The sequence below is a fragment of the Ruegeria sp. HKCCA5763 genome (assembly GCF_013034545.1).
GTDB lineage: Bacteria > Pseudomonadota > Alphaproteobacteria > Rhodobacterales > Rhodobacteraceae > Ruegeria.
The window spans coordinates 324,871-344,961 of the sequence record NZ_WQGF01000003.1 but is presented as its reverse complement, the minus strand read 5'-3'; the positions used below and the strand labels follow the sequence as shown (position 1 = coordinate 344,961).

Here is a 20,091-nt window from a genome sequence, read left to right as displayed (position 1 = left end):
GGCACCACGTTAGGGTCACATCAGGCACGGGTCCAGCATCTAAGGCACCAGAAGGTAGGCGAAAACCGCGTAGGCCACGATTGCGGCATAGCCCAAAGGATAGATCCACTTGATCGCGTAATTGTCCAGCGTCCGCGCCGCGCCTTCTTTCCCGGACACTTTGAGTTTCCGCAACGCCACATTGAACACAATCAAGGCCCCGGTCATCAGGAACATGCATTGCAGAACAAAATCCAGAAAGGTTAGATATCCAAGCTTTGGCAAATCTGCCGAGATCGCCCAGTTGAATGCAACAAAGACCAGCAGATTGCCGCCCGCAATCTCGATCCTGCGGCGGTATTCATCAAGGAAGAACAGCGCCCAGCCGACCGAAATCAGAACCAGCATCGGCAAGAATACCCGAATGACGTAGTAGGTCAGGTGCCGGTTGCCTTCGAAGACAAGCGCGACCTGATCGCTTTCTCTGCCGGACAAACCTGTGACCTTGGTTGCTTCCAGACGTGCATTGTCCAAAATCCACTCTTCTTCGCCCAACAGATCGCCAAGTCCCGAATAGTCCTCGAGCGGGCGGTATTTCACGTAGTCAGAGGGAAAGATTGATACGACTTCGAAGTGAAACTCCTGCGTATCGAACGGGTATTTACGGAAATCAAAATGCGGTGCCTGTAATGTCAGCGAGGATTTCTCGACATAAACCACATGCCCGTCATACCGCAGGGATGCCGCAGATTCGTGTATCCACTTGTTGGACTGCTGGTTGTGGATGACGAAGGCGGGCAAAACGGTACCGATGTCGGCGGCATGATCCGCCAGATCCGGCGGGCTGAATACTCGGATCTCGCGCCCGATCTCGGCTTGATCAAAAACCATCGCGGGATCCGTCCATTCGACCCGTAAAACCACGACAGCGCCATAGTTTTCCGCCTTTTGGTCGACGCTGGTGATCTGGTCGATGCGGATGCCTATGCCCACCTCAAGCGGGTTCTCCGGTGTGCCAGTCAAGGCATCCAACCGCCCACCCAACGCGTTTTGCGCCGCAGCGATGTTCGGCGCATTCGACACAAGGCCAATGGCTAGCAACAGAAGGTAAAAACTACGAAACACGAACATAACAAGAGACACCCGAAAAGAGCGTAACACCGGGGCCGCGCTAGACAGCCCCGGCATAGGTATCATTCAGACCAACTGATCTGTGTCAGGTCGATCGCCGCAGTGGGTGCGTTTGCCCACAATCCTTGCACACCGGCCTTTGCGACGCCCAGCTTGGCCAATTGGAACAGATAGCCGTTTACATAATCGGTGGAGATCAGACGCTGGGCCTCACCCAGCAGTCGTGTGCGTTCATCGGGATCAGTGGTGGCGTTCAAAGTATCCATCAGCGCCTGAAAATCAGTGCTTTCATACTGAAAGTAATAATCTGGCCGCGCATAAATTCCGATATCCATGGGTTCGGTGTGGCTGACAATCGTCAGGCCAAAATCCTTGCCCCGGAACACCGATTCCAGCCATTGCGCCCATTCGACATTGATGATCTCGGCCGTAATGCCGACCTCGGCCAGTTGCGCGGCAACGATCTCACCGCCCCGGCGTGCATAAGACGGCGGCGGCAGGTGAAGCGTAGTTTCGAACCCATTCTCAAAACCGGCCTCGGCAAGCAGCGCCTTTGCCTGTTCCGGGTCATAGGCAGACTCACCAGTCAAATCGACATAGGCCGGATGATGCGGTGCAAAATGGGTTCCAATCGGCGTGCCATAGCCGAACATCGCACCATCGATAATCGCCTGCCGGTCGATGGCATGAGCCATGGCCTGCCGGACAAGAATGTCGTCAAACGGCGGCTGTTTGTTGTTGGTGGACAGGATCGTCTCACCCTCGGTTGTACCAACCAGAACCTGAAAGCGCGGATCGGCGTCGAATTGCGGCAGGTTTTCCGGCGCAGGGAAGTTGTCAAATACGTCCACATCCTCGGCCATCATGGCCGCAAAAGCGGCGGTTGGATCCGAGATAAACTTGAATGTAGCAGTCTCTAACGTGGGCTGATCGCCCCAATAGTCGCGGTTGCGGTTCAGCGTGATGCTGTCGCCCTGAACCCAGTTGCCAAAGGTGTATGCCCCGGTGCCAACTGGGTTGGTCTTGATGTTTTCGATGCTGTCGGGCGCGACAATGACCGCATCCCCCCAAGCCAGGTTGAACAGGAAATTTCCGTTCGGTTCCGAAAGAGTGACTTTGACAGTCAGCGGATCGACAACCTCAACGCTTTCAATCCCAGCAAACAATGCCTTCTGGGCGTTCGCGCTGTCTTCGGCGGTGGCGCGATCAAGGGTGAACTTGACGTCCTCGGCGTCCATAGTTGTGCCGTCATGGAAGGTCACACCATCGCGCAGTCTGAAGGTATAAACCATACCATCGTCAGAAATCTCCCAGCTTTCAGCTAGGCCGGGCACGACCGAGCCATCGCCCATGAACCGGGTCAGTCCTTCGAAAATGTTTGTATAGACCACCGAGTCAATGGCCTGCGCCGCCGCGCTGGTGGGGTCCAGATGCGGGGGTTCAAGCTGCATCGCGATGGTGATGTCCGATTTGGCAAAAGCCTGCGTGGCAAGCAGACCAACGCCCACCGCCAGGGTCGACGCAAACGTCCTGAACATGAATTTTGTCATGTGAACTCTCCCTACTGAAACTGGTTGTGCCCTTGATTTCAGGGCCGTTTTATCAACAGTTTTCCTGTAAACCTGAGGTCAATCAAGGGAATGTTCGCGCAACCGGGGTTTCTTTGGACCTATCCGGTCTGCTATGCCGCACTGCAACATAATACCTGCAGGAGCGACACATGAGCGCCACCGCCCGCAAGAAAGCCCCGAATGCCGAGGATATTCGCGCCCGAAAAGGTGGCGCGCCTCTGGTCTCGCTGACCGCCTATACCACGCCCATGGCACGTCTGATGGATGCGCATTGCGACTTTGTTCTGGTGGGTGACAGCGTTGGCATGGTGCTGCACGGCCTGGAATCTACCCTTGGCGTCACGATGGAGATGATGATCCTGCATGGGCAGGCCGTCGCGCGCGGTCTGGACAAGGCCATGATGGTCATAGACATGCCCTTTGGCAGCTATGAGCATTCTCCAGCCGATGCCTTCCGCAATGCCGCGCGCCTTATGGCAGAAACAGGTGCTGGGGCCGTGAAGCTGGAAGGTGGTGTTGAAATGGCAGAAACCATCCGATTTCTGGTCAAGCGTGGTATTCCGGTGATGGCCCATATCGGTCTGACCCCGCAATCGATCAACACGCTGGGTGGCTACAAGGTACAGGGCCGTGACGGACAGGCAGAAGCAGTCATGGCCGATGCCCATGCCGTGGCCTCGGCTGGTGCGTTTTCAGTCGTTCTAGAGAAAGTTCCACAAAAGTTGGCCGACCAAATCACCGAAGAGGTTGCGATTCCGACCATCGGCATCGGTGCCTCGGCTGGATGTGACGGGCAAATTCTGGTCGTGGACGACATGGTTGGCTTTTTCACCGCCTTCAAACCCAAGTTCGTCAAACGCTATGCCGAGCTCGGCCCACTGGCCGAAGCTGCCATAGCAGAATACGCCGCCGACGTGCGTGCAAGGACCTTCCCGGCAGACGAACATGTCTTTTCCGACCAGGCTCCGACCAAAGGACCTAAGGCATGACAGCACCGATTTTGCGGTCTCTGGCCGAACTGCGCGCCAAAACCACCGAATGGCACCGCGATGACGAAATGATCGGCGTGGTTCCCACCATGGGTGCGCTGCACGAGGGGCATTTATCGCTGGCACAGGCCGCGAAAGAAGGCTGCGACCGGGTCATCGTGACGATCTTTGTGAACCCCAAGCAGTTCAACAAACCCGAGGATCTGGCAAATTACCCCCGCACTGAACATGAAGACGCCAAAAAACTGGCTCCCTACGAGGTGGACGCGATCTATGTGCCGGACCCGCAGGAAGTCTATCCTGAAGGCTTTTCCACCACGGTTTCTGTCTCTGGCCTGACCGACATGATGGAAGGCCCCTTCCGACCGGGGCACTTTGAGGGCGTGGCCACGGTTGTTGCCAAGCTGTTTCTGCAAACCCAAGCGGATCGAGCCTATTTCGGGGAAAAAGACTACCAGCAGCTTTTAGTTGTCCGCCGCATGGCGCGCGATTTGGACATCCCCGTTGAGGTTTTTGGCTGCCCGACCGTGCGCGAACCCTCAGGGTTGGCAATGTCTTCCCGTAACCTTCTGCTCTCATCTGACGGGTTGAAGATCGCGGAACATATGCACAAGGTCATGCGACAAGTCGCCCAAAACCTGGCGGAGGGCGGTGATTTCGCAACCTTGGCGCAAGATGCCAAAGCGCGCTTGCTGGCCGCCGGATTTTCCGAGGTTGAATACATTGATCTCCGCTGCGCCGAGACGCTGGAAAGCCTGCCCAATGCCAACAGGCCAGCCCGCCTGTTCGTCACTGCATGGGCGGATGGCGTCCGTCTGATTGACAATATCCCGGTCGATTCAGCCTGATTTCTGCTCTGGCCCCTACGCCGTTGTTTGCGCTAAAGTCCCGCGAAACGAGACCGGGGGAGAGCGGACATGACCTATATTCTGGCAATCGATCAGGGCACGACATCCTCGCGCGCCATTCTTTTTGACGCACAAATGCAGCCGGTAGGCACCGCACAACAAGAGTTTCCCCAGCACTTCCCACAGGAAGGTTGGGTTGAACATGACCCCGAGGATATCTGGTCCAGCGTTTTGCATGTGTGCCGCGAGGTGATGGAGACCACCGGCATTTCCGCCAAACAGATCGCCGGGATCGGGATCACCAACCAGCGTGAGACGACCGTCGTCTGGGACAAACACACCGGCAAAGCGATCCACAACGCCATCGTCTGGCAGGACCGCCGCACCGCCGACATCTGCGCCCGCTACAAACAAGCCGGATGCGAGGATGACGTCACGGCCCAAACCGGCTTGTTGCTGGACCCCTATTTCTCGGGGACGAAGGTCAAATGGTTGCTGGATAACGTCTCTGGCGCCCGCGACAAGGCCGAAGCCGGAGAGTTGCTGTTCGGCACTGTCGACAGTTTCCTGATCTGGCGGCTGACCCAGGGCCGTGTTCATGCCACCGACGCCACCAACGCCGCGCGCACCCTGTTGTTTGACATTCATAAAGGCACATGGAGTACCGAGATCTGCGATCTGCTGGATGTGCCGCTGAACCTTTTGCCCGAAGTGCGGGATTGCGCCTCGGACTTTGGCTCCACTGCGGAGTTCGGTGGCGAAATACCCATTCTGGGCGTTGCGGGTGACCAGCAAGCCGCCACCATCGGGCAGGCATGTTTCCAACCCGGCATGATGAAATCGACCTATGGCACGGGCTGCTTTGCGCTTCTGAACACGGGTGCACAGCCAGTTGAATCGAAAAATCGCCTGCTGACGACAATTGCCTATCAGTTGGACGGTCAGCGCACCTATGCGCTGGAAGGGTCGATCTTTATCGCGGGGGCGGCGGTGCAGTGGTTGCGTGACGCGCTACAGATCATCGAGTCGGCCCCTCAAAGCGGGGATCTGGCAACGCGGGCGGACCCGAACCAACACGTAATTCTGGTGCCTGCCTTCACTGGGCTGGGTGCACCCTATTGGAAACCCGATTGCCGTGGTGCGATGTTTGGTCTGACCCGCAACTCGGGTCGGGCCGAGATCGCTCGCGCCACGCTGGAAAGCATTGCCTTTCAAACACGAGATTTGTGGCATGCAATGCAAGGCGACTGGGGTGCCGAAACCAACGTGACTCTGCGTGTCGATGGCGGGATGAGCGCTTCTGACTGGACCATGCAAGGTTTGTCCAACTGCCTTGGCGCACCAGTGGACCGTCCGGTGATGCAGGAAACAACTGCGCTGGGTGCTGCATGGCTGGCCGGGATGAAAGCCGGAATTTTTCCGGATCAGGCCGGTTTTGCCGAAACATGGGCGCTGGACCGTCGCTTTGAACCGACGCAAGCGCAAGACGAACGCGACGCAACTTACGGCCGCTGGCAACGTGCCGTACAGGCCGCAATGGCGTTCTAGCTGTGGTCTTTCAACAAGCGCTGTTTCTGACGTGACCAATCCCGCTTGGCCTGAGTTTCCCGCTTGTCGTGAATCTTCTTGCCCTTGGCGATCCCGATCTTCAGCTTGGCCCGGCCCTTGTGGTTGAAGTACAGAACCAGCGGCACCAGCGTCATTCCTTTGCGCTGGGTCGCATTCCACAGGTTCGACAATTCCTTGCGTGACACCAGCAGCTTGCGGCGTCGGCGTTCTTCGTGCTTAAACACTTTGGCCTGTTCGTAGGGCGCGATGTAGCTGTTGATCAGCCACAGTTCTCCATCATCGACCGAAGCGTAGCTTTCGGCGATGTTCGACCCGCCTGCGCGCAGGGATTTGACCTCGGACCCTTCCAGGACGATACCGCACTCGATATCCTCTTCGATCGCGTAATCGAAGCGAGCGCGCCGGTTTTCGGCGATTATCTTATAATTCGGGTCTGTCTTCTGTTTGGCCATGACGCGTTGATTTAGGCGGCTTGCGCCGACCTTGCAAGGCAGGGTTTTCCCAACTGCGTCACGATTTGGCAGAAATGATCAGATCAGGGCCAAAAATCGTGTCAGCATATTTGTGCAGATAGATCTTGAGCCATGGCGTGAAACGATCCGGATGGCGGGCCACTTCGGCCAGAAGATCGTGATAATCGATCCAGCGAATGTCCATGACTTCGTCCGGGTTAGGCTCGATTTTCAGTGGGCCGCGAACATGGGCCAGAAAGACGTCGACAACTTCGTTCTCGACCATGTTGTTGCCCACATCTGCATGGTACTCCAGACGGTGCCGGTATTCTGGATAAAGACCCGTTATCCCAAGTTCTTCGCGCAGACGTCGCACGGCACAGGTTGACGAGCTTTCATCCCAATCCGGATGCGTGCAGCAGGTGTTCGCCCAAAGGCCGGGCGTGTGGTATTTGCCCATTGCGCGACGTTGCAGCAGAATTTCCGTTCCGCGAACAACAAACACGGACACAGCCTTGTGCTTGAGCCCTTTTTCGTGCGCTTCGAGCTTGTCCACAGGGGTCAATTGGCCATCGACCCAGGCCGGGATCATAATTCCCATCTGTCCTCTCCCGTTGCCAATCCGTCTGCCCGGCGCTGGTTTGAATTTAGCTGCCATCTGAACAGGCTGGCTGTACGACGCGATTTGACATCTCCCGTCAGTACCAAAGTGGCTTCTATTCACTTGGGTATCAATCGCACCAAAGGCCGCAGGGGCTGCGGCCTTTAGTCCATGTGCTTTAGCACCGTGCGTTAAGGCTTATTCGCCTGAAACGCTGACGATATAGGCATAGACGTCTTCAGCACCTTTTTTCAGCTTGAAGGTCATTTTCGACTTGGCAGCAGTGTCATCCAGATAAGATTTCAGGAATGCTTTGGGATCTTGCGAGTATTCGACAAAGGTCGTCTCGTCCCAAACCAGGCCTTTTTCCCCTGCGGCAACGATGCTGTCACCGTATTTGAAGCCTTCATATGTCCCAGCCGTGCGGCCCGCGATTCCATACAGGTTGGGCCCAGTCTTACCGCCTTTGACAATCACTTCACCTTCCGGGTCAGCGATCAGGTGGCAGGACTTGCATTTGTTGAAGGCTTTCTTGCCGGCTTCGGCATCGCCTTCAGCATAGGCGGGCAGTGCCAGAAGGCCGACAATTGCGGTAGCGAGGATGCGATTCATAGCTTGTGCTCCGATACAAAATGGCTGCACCGAATGGACCTTCGGCGCAAAAAAGAGTCAACGCGCAGATTGCCGCGCGGGCTTACTGTGCCACTGCGACAAAAGGGATGTCCTTAACTTATGTCATGTACCTCGGACCAGCACGGCAAAAGGTCGCCCGCTGCCGGAGTCGCCAGGTACACCGCCCGCGCAATAGCCCGCGCCAGACAAACCGAACCTGCATGACCGATGCGCCCCAGTTCAGCTTCGGTTGATAAGGGTCGAACACCGGTGCTGGCGGCAAAAACCAGATCGCCGTCGCCCGGTGTGTGGGCGGGCACAATCGCACGCGCAATGCCGTCATGGGCGGCAACGGCCATCCTCTGACATTGGGGCTTGGTCAAGGCTGCATCGGTTGCGACGATGGCAATGGTCGTATTTGTCTTAGCCGGGTCTGCAGATTTCATCGCCTGCGCCTTGAGGCTTGCTTGCGGAGTACCAAGAGCGGCATTGGTATCAGGCCCTAAACCGCCAAATTCGTTGCCGATTTCAAAAGGTGCCGCCCAGAAATGTTGATCACCCGGTGTGGTCAAACTGCCCAACGGATTGGCTGCAACCAGCGCGCCAACAGTGATGCCACTGTCCAGAATTAACGAAGCAGAGCCCAGCCCGCCCTTTTGCATCGCAGCCAAAGCTCCGGTTCCCGCACCTACTGAACCGAGATCGAAGCGGTCCGAAGCCACCTCGAACGCTGTGCGACCCAGGGCACGATAGGGGTTGTCCTCCCAGTTTTTGTCACCACCGTTGAGCAGGTCAAACAGGATCGCGCCCGGAACTATGGGCACAGTGACGTCGCCGACCGGATAACCCCGCCCCCTTTTGCGCAGCCCGTCTGAGACGCCGGAACAGGCATCCAAGCCAAAGGCAGAGCCGCCAGACAATACAATCGCATCCACATGTGTCACGGCTTTGTCTGGTGCAAGAAGATCGGTTTCGCGCGTCCCGGGTGCGCCCCCCATCACATGGACCGAAGCCACAAACGGAGCCTGCGCCGTCAAGACTGTCGCGCCGGATTTCAGCGTGTCGTCCTGCGCGTTGCCGACCATCAGGCCGGGGATATCGGTGATCAAGTTTTTGGGTCCGGGGGTCATTTTTTGCTTCGATGTTCAGGCCGAAAAGCGCGCAAGCGCGCTGCCTCCGGCGGAGGTATTTTTGGCCAGATGAAGAGCGGATCAGATGCAGCGGCCACCGTCAACCTCAAGCGCTGTACCCGTGATCATGCTGGCCTCGTCCGAGCAGAGGAAACAGGCAGCATTGGCCATGTCTTCCGGTGTGGAGAAGCGGCCCAGCGGGATGGTCGACAGGAATTTGGCGCGAATCTCGGGCGTGTCTTCGCCCATGAAGGATTTCAGCAGCGGTGTTTCTCCGGCCACAGGACAGATCGCGTTTACACGTACACCGGTCGGGGCGAGTTCAACAGCCATGGTCTTGGTTGCCGTGATCATCCAGCCTTTTGAGGCGTTGTACCAGTTCAGGTTGGGACGCGGGGATAACCCAGCTGTTGAGGCCACGTTCAGGATCGCACCTGCCCCGCGCGCTTTCATCGCCGGGACAAATGCGCGGGCGGTCAGATAGACCGATTTCATGTTTACATTGAACAGTCGGTCGAAATCGTCTTCGGCGACATCTTCGAGCGGGGTCGGCAAATGCGTGACACCTGCATTGTTCACCAGAATGTCCAGATTTTCGAACTGACGCCTTGCGGTATCTGCCATGGCTTGAACCGACGCGCCGTCTGCAACGTCAACCTGGTGTCCGATTGCCTGTTCACCCAGGGTGTTTGCAAGATCCAGCGCCGCTTCGCCATTGATATCCGCAATCATGACGCGCGCACCTTCTTCGAGGAATTTTTGCACGATCCCTGCGCCGAACCCGGATGCGCCACCGGTTACGATTGCGGTTTTTCCCTCCAGCCTCATGGCATTACCCTCCTGCCTGTCAGGGGCAGAGTAACAACGCATCGAAAAGATGCCAGATCATTCTTCCGAGACCTTGCCCCGCAGTGTTTTAACGTCGCCGCGCGCCTTCTTGGCCGCCAACCTGCGCTTGACCGACCCATAGGTCGGCTTGGTTGCGATGCGCCGTTTGGGTTTAACGAGCGCACGGGTGATCAGTTCGGCCAGCCGTGCGCGTGCAATGTCACGGTTACGCGCCTGAGAACGGGTTTCTTCACATTGGATGATGATTGCGCCCTCTTTGGTCCAGCGCCGCCCGGCCAGTCGTTTCAAGCGGCTCTTGACCGGATCCGGCAAAGAGGGAGAGCGCGCGGCTTCGAACCGCAGTTCAACTGCGGTCGAGACTTTGTTGACGTTCTGCCCACCGGGACCGGAAGAGCGTACGAAGCTTTCGGTCATTTCCCAGTCTTGCAGGATGATATCGTCGGTGATGCGCAACATGGGCCGGACCTTACAGGGCACGGATGGAAACAGAAAGGGCCGCCCCTTTGGGACGGCCCTTCGAAAGTTCAGGAGGTCGGGTCGGTTAGATCAATCGACCAGCCGGAGCGAGCGCTCCGCCAAGGGCTGCCCTAGCAGGCTTTCCCCCCGGTTGTTCCGACACCTCTCTCCAATCTCTTTCTTGACACTGGATCACCTCCTTTTCTATCTGTTGCGGTTAACTTTGAGCCTGACACAATATGCGCCATTCTCAAAGCACTTTTTTACGCAGGCTGTGCGGCGGTCAGCCGGGCAACAATGACTTTGAACGGGATCAAAGCAATCAGCGCCAGCGACAGCTTCACCAGCCAGTCCGCAAAAGCCAACGTCACCCATAACGGGGCCATCGGGCCGGACAACATGAACGGCACAGGCTCCCACGCCCAGTTGATTGCGGCGTCGGCGTTGGCTCCGAAGAAGGTGACAGAGGCCGAGAATGCGATAGTGAAGAAGATGGCGGTATCGAGCGCCGAGCCCACCAGTGTCGATACCAAAGGCGCGCGCCACCAGCGGCCACCGCGCATGGCGTTGAACACTGTGACGTCGGTCAGTTGCGCGATCAGGAAGGCTGTGCCCGAGGCGACTGCGATCCGCAGTGGAACGGCGGCGTATTCAAACCCGTCGCCTTGCAGCATGATCTGGCTGCCGATCAGCGAACAAATGATGCCGGTGACAAACCCGGCGAACACGACTTTGCGGGCTGGTCCCACGCCATAGACGCGGTTCATGATGTCCGTGACCAGAAAAGCCAGCGGATAGGTGAAAGCACCCCAGGTCAACAGACCGTCAAGGATCAGAAACTGGACCAGGATGTTTGAGGCCACAACAATGGTGGCCATGGCAATGATGCCGGGAATGTAAGCGCGTTGCATGTTTTGATGCCCGTTTTGACAAGGTAGCGGCGACTTGGCCAAGGGACCGTCCCAAGGCAAGCCGTGCGTTTAGACCCTTGGAGGCCCCGAGTCAATCGGGCAGCAGATATTCCACCAATTCGGTCCGCTGCAGGGCCAAAAAGTTGTCATCCGAGATCATCGTAGCCCGCAAACGGCCTTGACCGTCGCGCCAGACTGACACCCCTTCGAGATTGTCATGTATGCCTGCTGCGGTTTCGAACAGGGTTTCTTCGGCGCTGAGAACGTCATCCGTCACCTCCCATCGACGCAGCCGAGAGCGGAACCCGATGAATCCAAGCTTACGCTCCAGCAGGTAAAACTTCCCGTCCGGGCCGAAATCAGCGCCGACTGGTTTGAAACCCGCGCGTTGTGGCAATACAAATGGGATCGACCATGCATCGCCATTCCATCGGTAAACCGGGATGTCCCCGTCAGCGGTACGGTCTTTTTCCGGGATCGTGTAAAGCCAGCCGCGTGCATCAATGGCAAGACCTTCGAACGACCCGTTGTCGGCGAGGTCGTCAAACTCGGGCAACCGAGGCAAAACTCGCGACCTTGCCCCCCGTGCTGCATAATACGCGACCCGGTGCACCCCTTCGAACGAGATGTAAACTCCACCACTTGGCGCCAATGCGAGCCCTTCGGAGTCGCCGACACCACCCTTCATGATGTGCCCTTGGCTGGATAAGATCCGCCACTGATCCAAAACACGAATGTTGGTGATCCGATCACTGTCCCGTTCTATTTGCGCGGTCGCCATCCTGGCCCGGTCGCTCAGCACCAGAATTTGCTGACCATCATCCGAAACCTGCAATGCCGAGAACCCCCCGAACCAGGTTGCCGGATCACGCCACTCGAAGCTGTGCAGATAAGTGGCTGCCTTGATCTCGACCGCGGCGACTGCCGTAGCCACAAACAGAAAGGCGGTTAGTTGGATTGCAAAACAGCTGCGCATTGTTGTGGTAAATCGGCCAGAACATACTCCCGGCGTTTCTTGGGGGCTGGGGCGTTTGGATCAGGTGGCGGCGGATTGAGGATGTTGTTTACCCATTCCTGCGCCTGTGCGCAGCCATCGCCCTTGGGTGGCGGGTCCTGGTTGACGCAGCCTTTCGACCCTCGGGGGCATTTCAGACGGACGTGAAAATGATAATGATGCCCCCACCATGGTCTGATCTTGCGCAGGTAGGCACGGTTGCCTTTTTCGTCGTTGCACATCTGCACCTTGGCACCGGGAAACACGAAGATGCGCGCAACGCGCTTGTCTTTTGCGGCCTCGCGCAAAACTGCATGGTGCTGTTTCGTCCAATTCCCGTTTACAAAGGCACCGTTCGCGCGTCGCAACGAAATGGACGAGATATTCTCGCGCGCTTTGCGGCTGAGGCGCATGTTGTTGCCCGGCAGCATCCAGATATCGATATCCAGACCCAACTGATGAGACCGATGGCCCGACGTCATCGGACCACCCCGTGGCTGGCTGATATCCCCGATATAGAGACCATTCCAACCCGGCTGTCGCGCCGCAAACTTGCTGAGGTCCTTCACGTAATCAATCGCCTCTGGGTGCCCCCAATTGCGGTTCCGAGACAGGCGCATGGCCTGCCACGTTGGTCCGGTTTCCGGCAATTGCACCGAACCGGCAGCGCATCCGCGCGAATAACTGCCGAAGGCTGCTGCTTTTTGTTGTGAACTGACCTTTTGTGCCCCAAACAACTGCTTTGCCAGAGGCTCTGCCGCCGCTGTGCTCGCAATAGTAAGCGCGGCCAAAATTATCAAAAAACGCTGTATAATCATCTGCTCTGATCCCCTTCCGGTCTGACCCAGCGCATCAGGAATAGCCCTAGAATAAACAACAGAATGATCGGTGACACCCCCAGACGCGCACTGCCGGTTGCGGTTGTTGCAATCCCGATCATCAACGGTGCAGCAAAAGCAGTCGCGCGCCCTGACAGGCCATAGAGACCAAAGCTTTCGACCGGCGTCTCCGGATCTGTGTGGCGTACCATCATCGAGCGACTGGCCGATTGCAGAATACCGCCCATACCACCGATCAACACACCGCAGCCGAAGAAAACGATATCCGGCAAGCTTGACCCTTCTTCGAGCTGGATGCCGTAGATTTGCGTCCGATCCATCATGACCACAGTGGCGCATACGAATATCAGAACCCAGATCGCAACGATGATCACGGGTTTGGGGCCGTATTTCTTGTCCAGCTTGCCGCCGAACCAGGAAAATGCCGCCGCTGCCAAAACGCTGACAATCCCGAAGACGCCGATCTTGATCAAATCCCACTCAAGCACGAGCCGCGCATAAACACCGCCAAAACTGTAAAGCCCGTTCAGCGCATCGCGGTAGAACATCGACGAACCGAGGTAGCTGGCCAGACTGACGCGATGACGCAGGTTAGACACTGATTTCGCCAGTAGCCGCAGCGCTTCACCCACACTGCCCGTTTTTTCACTTGGTGCGTCATCGCGCACCCACAGGAAGTAGGGCACCATAAACAGAATGAACCAAGCAGCCGTAAACGGGCCGACAAAACGTGTGCCTTCCCGGGTCGCCGCATCTAGACCCAAGGCAGGCTCCATCCCGATCAGTGTTTTGCCGTTCGCCTGTTCCACAAACAGCGCCAACATGATCGCCAGTGAGATCAGGCCGCCGAAATAGCCAAATGCAAAGCCCGAGCCCGAAATCTCGCCCACTTCACTGTCGTCGCCCAAATCAGGTAGCTGGGAATTGATAAAGATCAGCGCATATTCCGCGCCCACGAAACCCAGCCCAAAGGCCGACAGCATCAGCCACATGTTCGAGCCATCGGGCATCGTGTACCACAACGCACCGGATCCAACCGCGTACATAACCGAAAACGCAAAGATCCACGGAATGCGCCGTCCTGACACATCCGCCATCGCCCCCAGCAAAGGCGCGCCAAAGGCAATGATCAACCCTGTGATCGTCAAACAGTTCGCCCAGACCGTCTGTGCCTGCGCGGCTGCGGCTTCGGCATTCAGCCCACTGTTCGCGTAATACCCGGCTGCCACCCCGGCAAAATATGGGCCAAAGACAAAGGTGACCAACAGCGTGTGATACGGCTGGCTGGCCCAGTCAAAGAACCACCAGCCCCAGATGCGCTTGCGTTTGGAAATCTCTGCCATTTCTGCCTCTGTTATTGTTGTGTTTATAAGACGGGGGTTTGGTTCAATTCGCAAGCGTTGAGTGTCAGGCACTTGCTCTTTGCCGCTGTGGTGCTTAGGTCTCGGCGAACAAGAAAACGGAGAACCCATGCTGTCGCTGATCCAAATCCTGCTGCTGATCCTGGACGTTGTCTGGTTCATCATTCTGGCCCATGTGATCATGAGCTGGCTGATAAACTTTCAGGTGCTCAACTTGCACCAGCAACTGGTTGCGCAAATCTGGTACGGGTTGAACCGCATATTAGAGCCTATTTACGGCCCCATCCGTCGCATCCTGCCCAATATGGGCGGGCTGGATCTAACACCTTTGGTGGTCCTGATCGGGGTCTATGCGCTGCGGATCATCCTGATCAACAATGCACCCTATTTCTACTGACCTCTTGTTCACCAAATCTTAGTATGTGATTGTCCTGTCTTAAGAGCAGACAAACCTTAAAACAGGGCAACCCCGCAGATGTTCGACTCCGCACCCCTGCTGCGAGATGTCTTTGGATTCGATGACTTCCGCCCCGGACAGGAAGAGATTGTCGATTCCGTGACCGCCGGCGAAAACGTGCTTGCGATCATGCCGACCGGGGGCGGGAAATCCCTGTGTTATCAACTTCCTGCCTTGCTGCGCGACGGGGTGACGGTGGTGATTTCACCACTGATCGCCTTGATGCGTGATCAGGTGCGCGGACTGCAGGAAGCCGGGGTTGAAGCCGGGGCACTGACCTCGGGCAACACACCCGAAGAGACCGACGCGGTGTGGGAAGCCTTGGAGGCTGGGCGGCTTAAACTGCTTTACATGGCGCCTGAACGTCTGGCCGCCGGGTCGGCGTTGGGCATGCTGCGCCGGATCAATGTCAGCCTGATCGCCGTGGACGAGGCGCATTGCGTCAGCCAATGGGGTCACGATTTTCGTCCAGATTACCTGCGGATCGGTGAACTTCGGCGCGCGCTGGATGTCCCCCTCGCCGCTTTCACCGCCACGGCGGATGCGGAAACGCAGGATGAGATTGTCGAGAAATTGTTCGACGGCATCGAACCGCGCAAGTTTCTGCGGGGTTTTGATCGGCCTAACATCCATCTGGCCTTTGCTGCCAAGGACGGGCCGCGCAAACAGATCCTCGATTTTGCAGCCGCACGCAAAACCCAATCCGGCATCGTCTATTGCGGCACCCGCAACAAGACCGAAGTGTTGGCTAAGGCTCTGCGCGACGAAGGGCACACAGCCTGCCACTATCACGGTGGCATGGACCCCGAGGATCGTCGCATCGTCGAAACCCGCTTCGCCCGCGAGGACGGTCTTATAGTTGTGGCCACCGTGGCCTTTGGCATGGGCATCGACAAACCCGATATCCGTTGGGTGGCCCATGCTGACCTGCCCAAATCCATCGAGGCCTATTATCAGGAAATAGGGCGCGCGGGCCGTGACGGAGGCCCTGCCGAAACGCTTACCCTGTTCGGCCCTGACGATATCCGCCTTCGGCGATCGCAGATCGACGAGGGGCTGGCCCCGCCCGAGCGTCGCATGGCAGATCATGCCAGGCTGAATGCTTTGTTGGGCTTGGCCGAAGCGCTGGAATGCCGTCGTCAAACCTTACTGGACTATTTTGGTGAACAGGCTGCGCCCTGTGGCAAATGCGACCTGTGCGACACCCCGCCCGAGGTCTTCGACGGCACCACCCCCGTCCGTATGGCCCTTTCCTGTATCCTGCGCACCGAGGAATGGTTTGGCGCGGGCCATCTGATCGATATTCTGCTGGGGAACGAGACCGACAAAATCCGCGCGCGTCGTCACGACGATCTGTCCACTTGGGGCATCGGCAAAGACTGGTCGCGCCCTCAGTGGCAGGCGATTTTCCGGCAGATGATGGGGCATGATCTGGTCCGCCCAGATCCAGAGCGCCACGGTGCATTGCGCATGACCGAAGCTGCCAAGCCGATCCTGAAAGGCGAGGCGCAGATTAATCTGCGCAAAGATACGATCCGAAAAGCCACGCGCCGACCCGCAGTGAAAGCCATGGTATCCGAAGAAGACGCTCCGCTGCTGTCGGCACTTAAAGCGAAACGCCGAGCACTGGCTGAGTCTGCGCGCGTGCCGGCCTATGTCATCTTCCCAGACCGCACTTTGATCGAAATGGCTGAAAACCGACCCACAACACTGGATGACATGGCTCGAATTGGCGGCGTTGGTGCCAAGAAGTTGGAACGCTATGGCGACACTTTCCTTGAAGTCATTGTAGGCGCGGTCGAGGCCGTTCACCCTGCGCGGCGCAAACTGGCCGGGCGCGATCAGGGTGAGATCTATGACCGTTTACTCGAAGTGCAATCTCAGTTGTCGCGTGGTCCCGAGGGGATTGATAAGCCACTGACCTGTTCTGCCTCGCAACTGGCAAAGGTGGCGCAAATGCGCCCCGATGACCCACGCGGGATCGAGACGGTGCTGGGTGATCGACGTCACGAAAGGTTTGGCGCTGCCTTTCTGGACGTGCTGCGTGAGGCGGGCTAGTTCGTTTTACGTTTCAATCGTGTCAAAAGACACTGCCTCTCCCTATGGTCGACCGCGCCTTTCGACAAATGCTCTTTTGGTAACACGCAAAACGACCTAGATACACCAAAGCAGGTAAGGAAAGAGGGCGGATATGCTGGTAGTGATTTCCCCGGCCAAGCGGCTGGACTGGGCAGAGCGGGATGTCGCGGTCACACAACCCGACTTTCAGGATGACGCGATCCGGTTATCTAAAACAGCCCGCAACCTGACACTTGGCGATCTGAAAAAGTTGATGAACCTGAGCGACGATCTGGCACGCCTGAACCGCGACCGCTATCGCACCTTTTCGGATACGCCCGAGGCCGAGGCCACGCGCCCTGCCGCGCTTGCTTTTGCTGGCGACACTTACCAAGGGCTTGAGGCCAGTTCTCTGGATGCCGAGGAACTGGCGTGGGCCCAGGACCACTTGCGCATTCTGTCAGGGCTGTACGGTGTGCTGCGCCCATTGGATGCGATTCAGCCGTACCGGCTGGAGATGGGCGGCAAGCTGAAAACTCGGCGCGGCAAGAACCTGTATGAATACTGGGGCAACCAACTCAGCAAAACGCTGAATACCCAAGGTGCAGAGATTGGAAGTGACTTTCTGATCAACTGCGCCAGTCAGGAGTATTTTGGCGCGGTTGACTTGAAAGCGCTGAAACTGCGGGTCATCACACCGGTGTTTATGGAAGACAAGAACGGGACCCCGAAGATCGTAAGTTTCTTTGCCAAAAAGGCTCGCGGTGCCATGGCGCGATATATCGTTCAGCACCGTCTGACCGACCCAAAGGCCCTGCTGGAATTTGACACTGGTGGGTATGAATACCGTCCTGACCTGTCTGAAGAGGACAAACCGGTCTTTGTCAGGCCCTATACAGCCTGAACATCATTGAAACACCTGGTCGCGGTTGCGGCCACGGAAGGAAGCGAGGGGCCAGCCCCTCGCGCTCCCCGAGGTATTTTTAGCCAGATGAAGCAGGATCCTGTTTTTGATCGCAGCGGTTTGTGATGAACTCTTCGGGTTCGGATTTATCAACAGGTCTCACGTTACTGGGTTGGTGGTTCAAGATCATCTGATGAATGAGGGTTTTGTGCAGCGGTTTGGTCAAATAGTGGTCGAGTCCTGCCGATAATATCCCCTCATCGTCCCCAGCCATCGCGTGCGCGGTCAGGGCAACGATCGGGACGTGTCGGCCGGTTTCAACTTCGAGCCTACGGATTTCGGCAGTGGCTTGTTTGCCGTCCATCTTGGGCATTGAAATATCCATGAAAATCAAGTCAGGCTCGAACTTCTGATAGATATCAACCGCCTCAAACCCATGAGATGCAAATCGTAGGTCAATGTTCAAAGTCTTGAGCATCTTTTTCAGGATCAATTGATTAGTGCGGTTGACTTCGGCTGCAAGAATCTTCATTCGCCGGAGCGTTTTTGATCCGGAATCCTTTTTATTAGACTCTGACTTTGTCTGCTGCGGCGCTCGATCAGATTGCGGTGAGGCTTTCAGAGTCATCAACCTGGCATACAGCTCTGATCGGGGAATGGGTTTCTGAAGAACGCCACTTACGAGGTCGCGCGCCGGATGGGCGTGGATCAATGCGGGATTTGCGGACATCACAATGATCGGCAAGTCACCCCATCCCCGATCCTTGAGTGAGGTCGCAAGGTCCAGCCCATCCATGTCAGGCAGATCATGGTCACTCAGCACCAATTCTATCTGATCATTCATCAAGGACAGCGCCTCTCTGCCCGACGCGCAGACAGTCACTTCAGCACCCAGCTGGCCTAGCTGTTTCGCCAGAATTGCCCGGTTTACGGCCAGATCTTCGACCACCATCACGTGTTTGACGCAATCTGCCAGATTCGGCGGCTCGGGTTGCTTGCCTTCGGCGGTGGGCAGAGAGATGCGAAACCCGAAACAGGACCCAAGCTCCAGTTCGCTTTCCACCCAAACAGTGCCGCCCATCATTGAAATCAGCCGTTTTGTGATAGCCAAGCCCAGCCCTGTACCTTCGAATTGGCGGTTGCGCTCGTCTTCAACTTGATTGAACTCGCCAAAGATGTGACTGATTTTTTCAGCCTCGATACCGATGCCTGTATCTTCGATGGCAACATGGATGTCGCAGGTCTGTTTATCCGGGTGGGGCACACCCGTGACCCGGATTAGAACATGCCCTTCGGACGTGAATTTGACCGCGTTGCCAACCAAATTGGTCAGAACCTGTCGTATCCGTCCGGGATCACCAACAAACAGAGTGGGCAGGAACAGGTCGTAATCCACCAGTAGTGTCAGGCCCTTGTCGCGCACACTGGGTTGCAAGAGCATCGCAACCTCGAGAATGCAGCGTTCCAGATCGAAATGTTCGGGATGAAGAACAAGCTTGTCCGCTTCGATCTTCGAGTAGTCCAACACGTCATTGATGATGACCAGCAAGGCTTCACCCGAATTGCGGATGGTGTTGACGTACAGACGCTGTTCTTCGTTCAAAGGGGTTTCGTCCAACAGCTCACTCATCCCGACGATACCATTCATCGGCGTGCGGATTTCATGACTCATGTTGGCCAGAAATGCTGACTTTGCGCGGTTGGCCGCCTCGGCACGCTCGCGCGCGGCTGTCAGTTCGGTCTCATGCCGAACCGACGCCGTGATGTTGAGCGCAAGACTAACCACGTCACCACCATTTCCCCGCTGGTCAATCAGGCGGATGTATTGCCCGTTCCACAGTTGCAGTACGATGGGTGGAGGATTAGCGCGTTTCCAGCGTGCCTGCATCCTGGCGCGCCACGCATCAGCCGTGTCATCGCCGATGTCGACAATGCCTTCGGTTGTCAACAATTCTAGAATGCGGGGATATGTTATCCCAGGCACCACCTCATCCAAACCGTCAAAAACACTTAGATAAGCGGTGTTGGCTCCGATCAATCTGCCATCGCCGTCGAAAAAGGCAAACCCGTCCTGAATGGTTTGGATAGAATGCCACAAACGGCGTTCAGCCACCTCGATCTTGGCATTCGCGACGGTCAGGTCGGATTTGACCTTCTCATTCTCGTCGCGGACGGTTTCAACCTCGGCCTGAGTCTCACCAATGCGTTTGGTCAATGCCATCGCATGCTGGCCCAGTTTACGGTTGGCCGCCGAAAGCTCGGCCTGTTTCAAGGCCAGCATACGTTCGGCCGCCAGACGTGCGCGCCGTTCCTGTGCCAGTTTGTGTGCAAGACTCATGGTAATCGATTCCGGGACGTTCCGGTCCCACCATCGCGGCAG

The 20,091-nt window shown here is 57.0% G+C and carries 19 protein-coding genes; 6 read left to right on the top strand and 13 right to left on the bottom strand.

Features of this window, described 5'->3' with window-relative positions; translation table 11 throughout:
• Nucleotides 1-39: 39 nt before the first annotated feature.
• Nucleotides 40-1,110 (bottom strand): hypothetical protein, encoded by a 1,071-nt coding sequence (locus tag GOV89_RS08180; RefSeq protein ID WP_171093137.1) that lies wholly within the window; start codon nucleotides 1,108-1,110, stop codon nucleotides 40-42.
• A 62-nt stretch (nucleotides 1,111-1,172) separates the two neighbouring features.
• Complete coding sequence (locus tag GOV89_RS08175; RefSeq protein WP_171178340.1) at nucleotides 1,173-2,660, bottom strand: ABC transporter substrate-binding protein; 1,488 nt, start codon at nucleotides 2,658-2,660, stop codon at nucleotides 1,173-1,175.
• Between the two features lie 170 nt (nucleotides 2,661-2,830).
• On the opposite strand from GOV89_RS08175, the gene panB reads away from it, so the two are divergent.
• The 3 genes from panB (at nucleotide 2,831) to glpK (ending at nucleotide 6,066) form a co-directional block, all read left to right on the top strand.
• Nucleotides 2,831-3,670, top strand: a complete 840-nt coding sequence (panB, locus tag GOV89_RS08170) for a 3-methyl-2-oxobutanoate hydroxymethyltransferase (protein ID WP_171237933.1) — start codon at nucleotides 2,831-2,833, stop codon at nucleotides 3,668-3,670.
• Nucleotides 3,667-4,518: a pantoate--beta-alanine ligase gene (gene panC / locus GOV89_RS08165; RefSeq protein ID WP_171178343.1), complete on the top strand. Its 852-nt coding sequence runs from the start codon at nucleotides 3,667-3,669 to the stop codon at nucleotides 4,516-4,518. The genes panB and panC overlap by 4 nt, the downstream gene beginning before the upstream one ends.
• Before the next feature lie 69 nt (nucleotides 4,519-4,587).
• The gene (glpK, locus tag GOV89_RS08160) at nucleotides 4,588-6,066 is read left to right on the top strand and encodes a glycerol kinase GlpK (RefSeq protein ID WP_171178345.1); all 1,479 of its coding nucleotides are present in this window, start codon (nucleotides 4,588-4,590) and stop codon (nucleotides 6,064-6,066) included.
• Here glpK and smpB read toward each other — a convergent pair.
• The 10 genes from smpB to GOV89_RS08110 all read right to left on the bottom strand — a co-directional run bounded on the left by smpB (nucleotide 6,063) and on the right by GOV89_RS08110 (nucleotide 14,274).
• Complete coding sequence (smpB, locus tag GOV89_RS08155) at nucleotides 6,063-6,539, bottom strand: SsrA-binding protein SmpB (RefSeq protein ID WP_171178347.1); 477 nt, start codon at nucleotides 6,537-6,539, stop codon at nucleotides 6,063-6,065. The two genes, glpK and smpB, sit on opposite strands and share 4 nt — an antisense overlap.
• Before the next feature lie 58 nt (nucleotides 6,540-6,597).
• A complete protein-coding gene (gene idi / locus GOV89_RS08150; RefSeq protein ID WP_171234754.1) occupies nucleotides 6,598-7,140 on the bottom strand; it encodes an isopentenyl-diphosphate Delta-isomerase in 543 nt (180 codons plus the stop codon).
• A gap of 198 nt (nucleotides 7,141-7,338) precedes the next feature.
• Complete coding sequence (locus GOV89_RS08145; protein ID WP_171093120.1) at nucleotides 7,339-7,752, bottom strand: cytochrome c family protein; 414 nt, start codon at nucleotides 7,750-7,752, stop codon at nucleotides 7,339-7,341.
• Nucleotides 7,753-7,865: 113 nt separating this feature from the next.
• Nucleotides 7,866-8,882 carry a P1 family peptidase gene (locus tag GOV89_RS08140; RefSeq protein WP_171237932.1) on the bottom strand — a complete coding sequence of 339 codons (1,017 nt, stop codon included), beginning with the start codon at nucleotides 8,880-8,882 and terminating at the stop codon, nucleotides 7,866-7,868.
• A gap of 81 nt (nucleotides 8,883-8,963) precedes the next feature.
• Nucleotides 8,964-9,710 carry an SDR family oxidoreductase gene (locus GOV89_RS08135; RefSeq protein WP_171178353.1) on the bottom strand — a complete coding sequence of 249 codons (747 nt, stop codon included), beginning with the start codon at nucleotides 9,708-9,710 and terminating at the stop codon, nucleotides 8,964-8,966.
• 57 nt (nucleotides 9,711-9,767) lie between these two features.
• Entirely contained in the window at nucleotides 9,768-10,187 is a 420-nt protein-coding gene (gene arfB / locus GOV89_RS08130) for an alternative ribosome rescue aminoacyl-tRNA hydrolase ArfB (RefSeq protein WP_171178355.1), read from the bottom strand.
• A gap of 263 nt (nucleotides 10,188-10,450) precedes the next feature.
• Nucleotides 10,451-11,098, bottom strand: coding sequence for a queuosine precursor transporter (locus GOV89_RS08125; protein WP_171178357.1), 648 nt, complete (start codon nucleotides 11,096-11,098; stop codon nucleotides 10,451-10,453).
• 91 nt (nucleotides 11,099-11,189) lie between these two features.
• Nucleotides 11,190-12,074, bottom strand: a complete 885-nt coding sequence (locus tag GOV89_RS08120; RefSeq protein ID WP_171178359.1) for an esterase-like activity of phytase family protein — start codon at nucleotides 12,072-12,074, stop codon at nucleotides 11,190-11,192.
• Nucleotides 12,047-12,910 carry a penicillin-insensitive murein endopeptidase gene (gene mepA, locus GOV89_RS08115; RefSeq protein ID WP_171178361.1) on the bottom strand — a complete coding sequence of 288 codons (864 nt, stop codon included), beginning with the start codon at nucleotides 12,908-12,910 and terminating at the stop codon, nucleotides 12,047-12,049. Before mepA ends, GOV89_RS08120 begins: the two co-directional genes overlap by 28 nt.
• Entirely contained in the window at nucleotides 12,907-14,274 is a 1,368-nt protein-coding gene (locus tag GOV89_RS08110) for an MFS transporter (RefSeq protein WP_171178363.1), read from the bottom strand. Before GOV89_RS08110 ends, mepA begins: the two co-directional genes overlap by 4 nt.
• Before the next feature lie 127 nt (nucleotides 14,275-14,401).
• Here GOV89_RS08110 and GOV89_RS08105 point away from each other — a divergent pair, with 127 nt between their 5' ends.
• From GOV89_RS08105 to yaaA, 3 genes are all read left to right on the top strand, one after another.
• The gene (locus GOV89_RS08105; protein ID WP_171178365.1) at nucleotides 14,402-14,689 is read left to right on the top strand and encodes a YggT family protein; all 288 of its coding nucleotides are present in this window, start codon (nucleotides 14,402-14,404) and stop codon (nucleotides 14,687-14,689) included.
• Between the two features lie 78 nt (nucleotides 14,690-14,767).
• A complete protein-coding gene (recQ, locus tag GOV89_RS08100; protein WP_171178367.1) occupies nucleotides 14,768-16,807 on the top strand; it encodes a DNA helicase RecQ in 2,040 nt (679 codons plus the stop codon).
• Between the two features lie 133 nt (nucleotides 16,808-16,940).
• Nucleotides 16,941-17,711, top strand: a complete 771-nt coding sequence (yaaA, locus tag GOV89_RS08095) for a peroxide stress protein YaaA (protein ID WP_171178369.1) — start codon at nucleotides 16,941-16,943, stop codon at nucleotides 17,709-17,711.
• 79 nt (nucleotides 17,712-17,790) lie between these two features.
• Here yaaA and GOV89_RS08090 read toward each other — a convergent pair whose 3' ends face one another.
• The gene (locus tag GOV89_RS08090; RefSeq protein WP_171237931.1) at nucleotides 17,791-20,049 is read right to left on the bottom strand and encodes a response regulator; all 2,259 of its coding nucleotides are present in this window, start codon (nucleotides 20,047-20,049) and stop codon (nucleotides 17,791-17,793) included.
• Nucleotides 20,050-20,091: the final 42 nt, after the last annotated feature.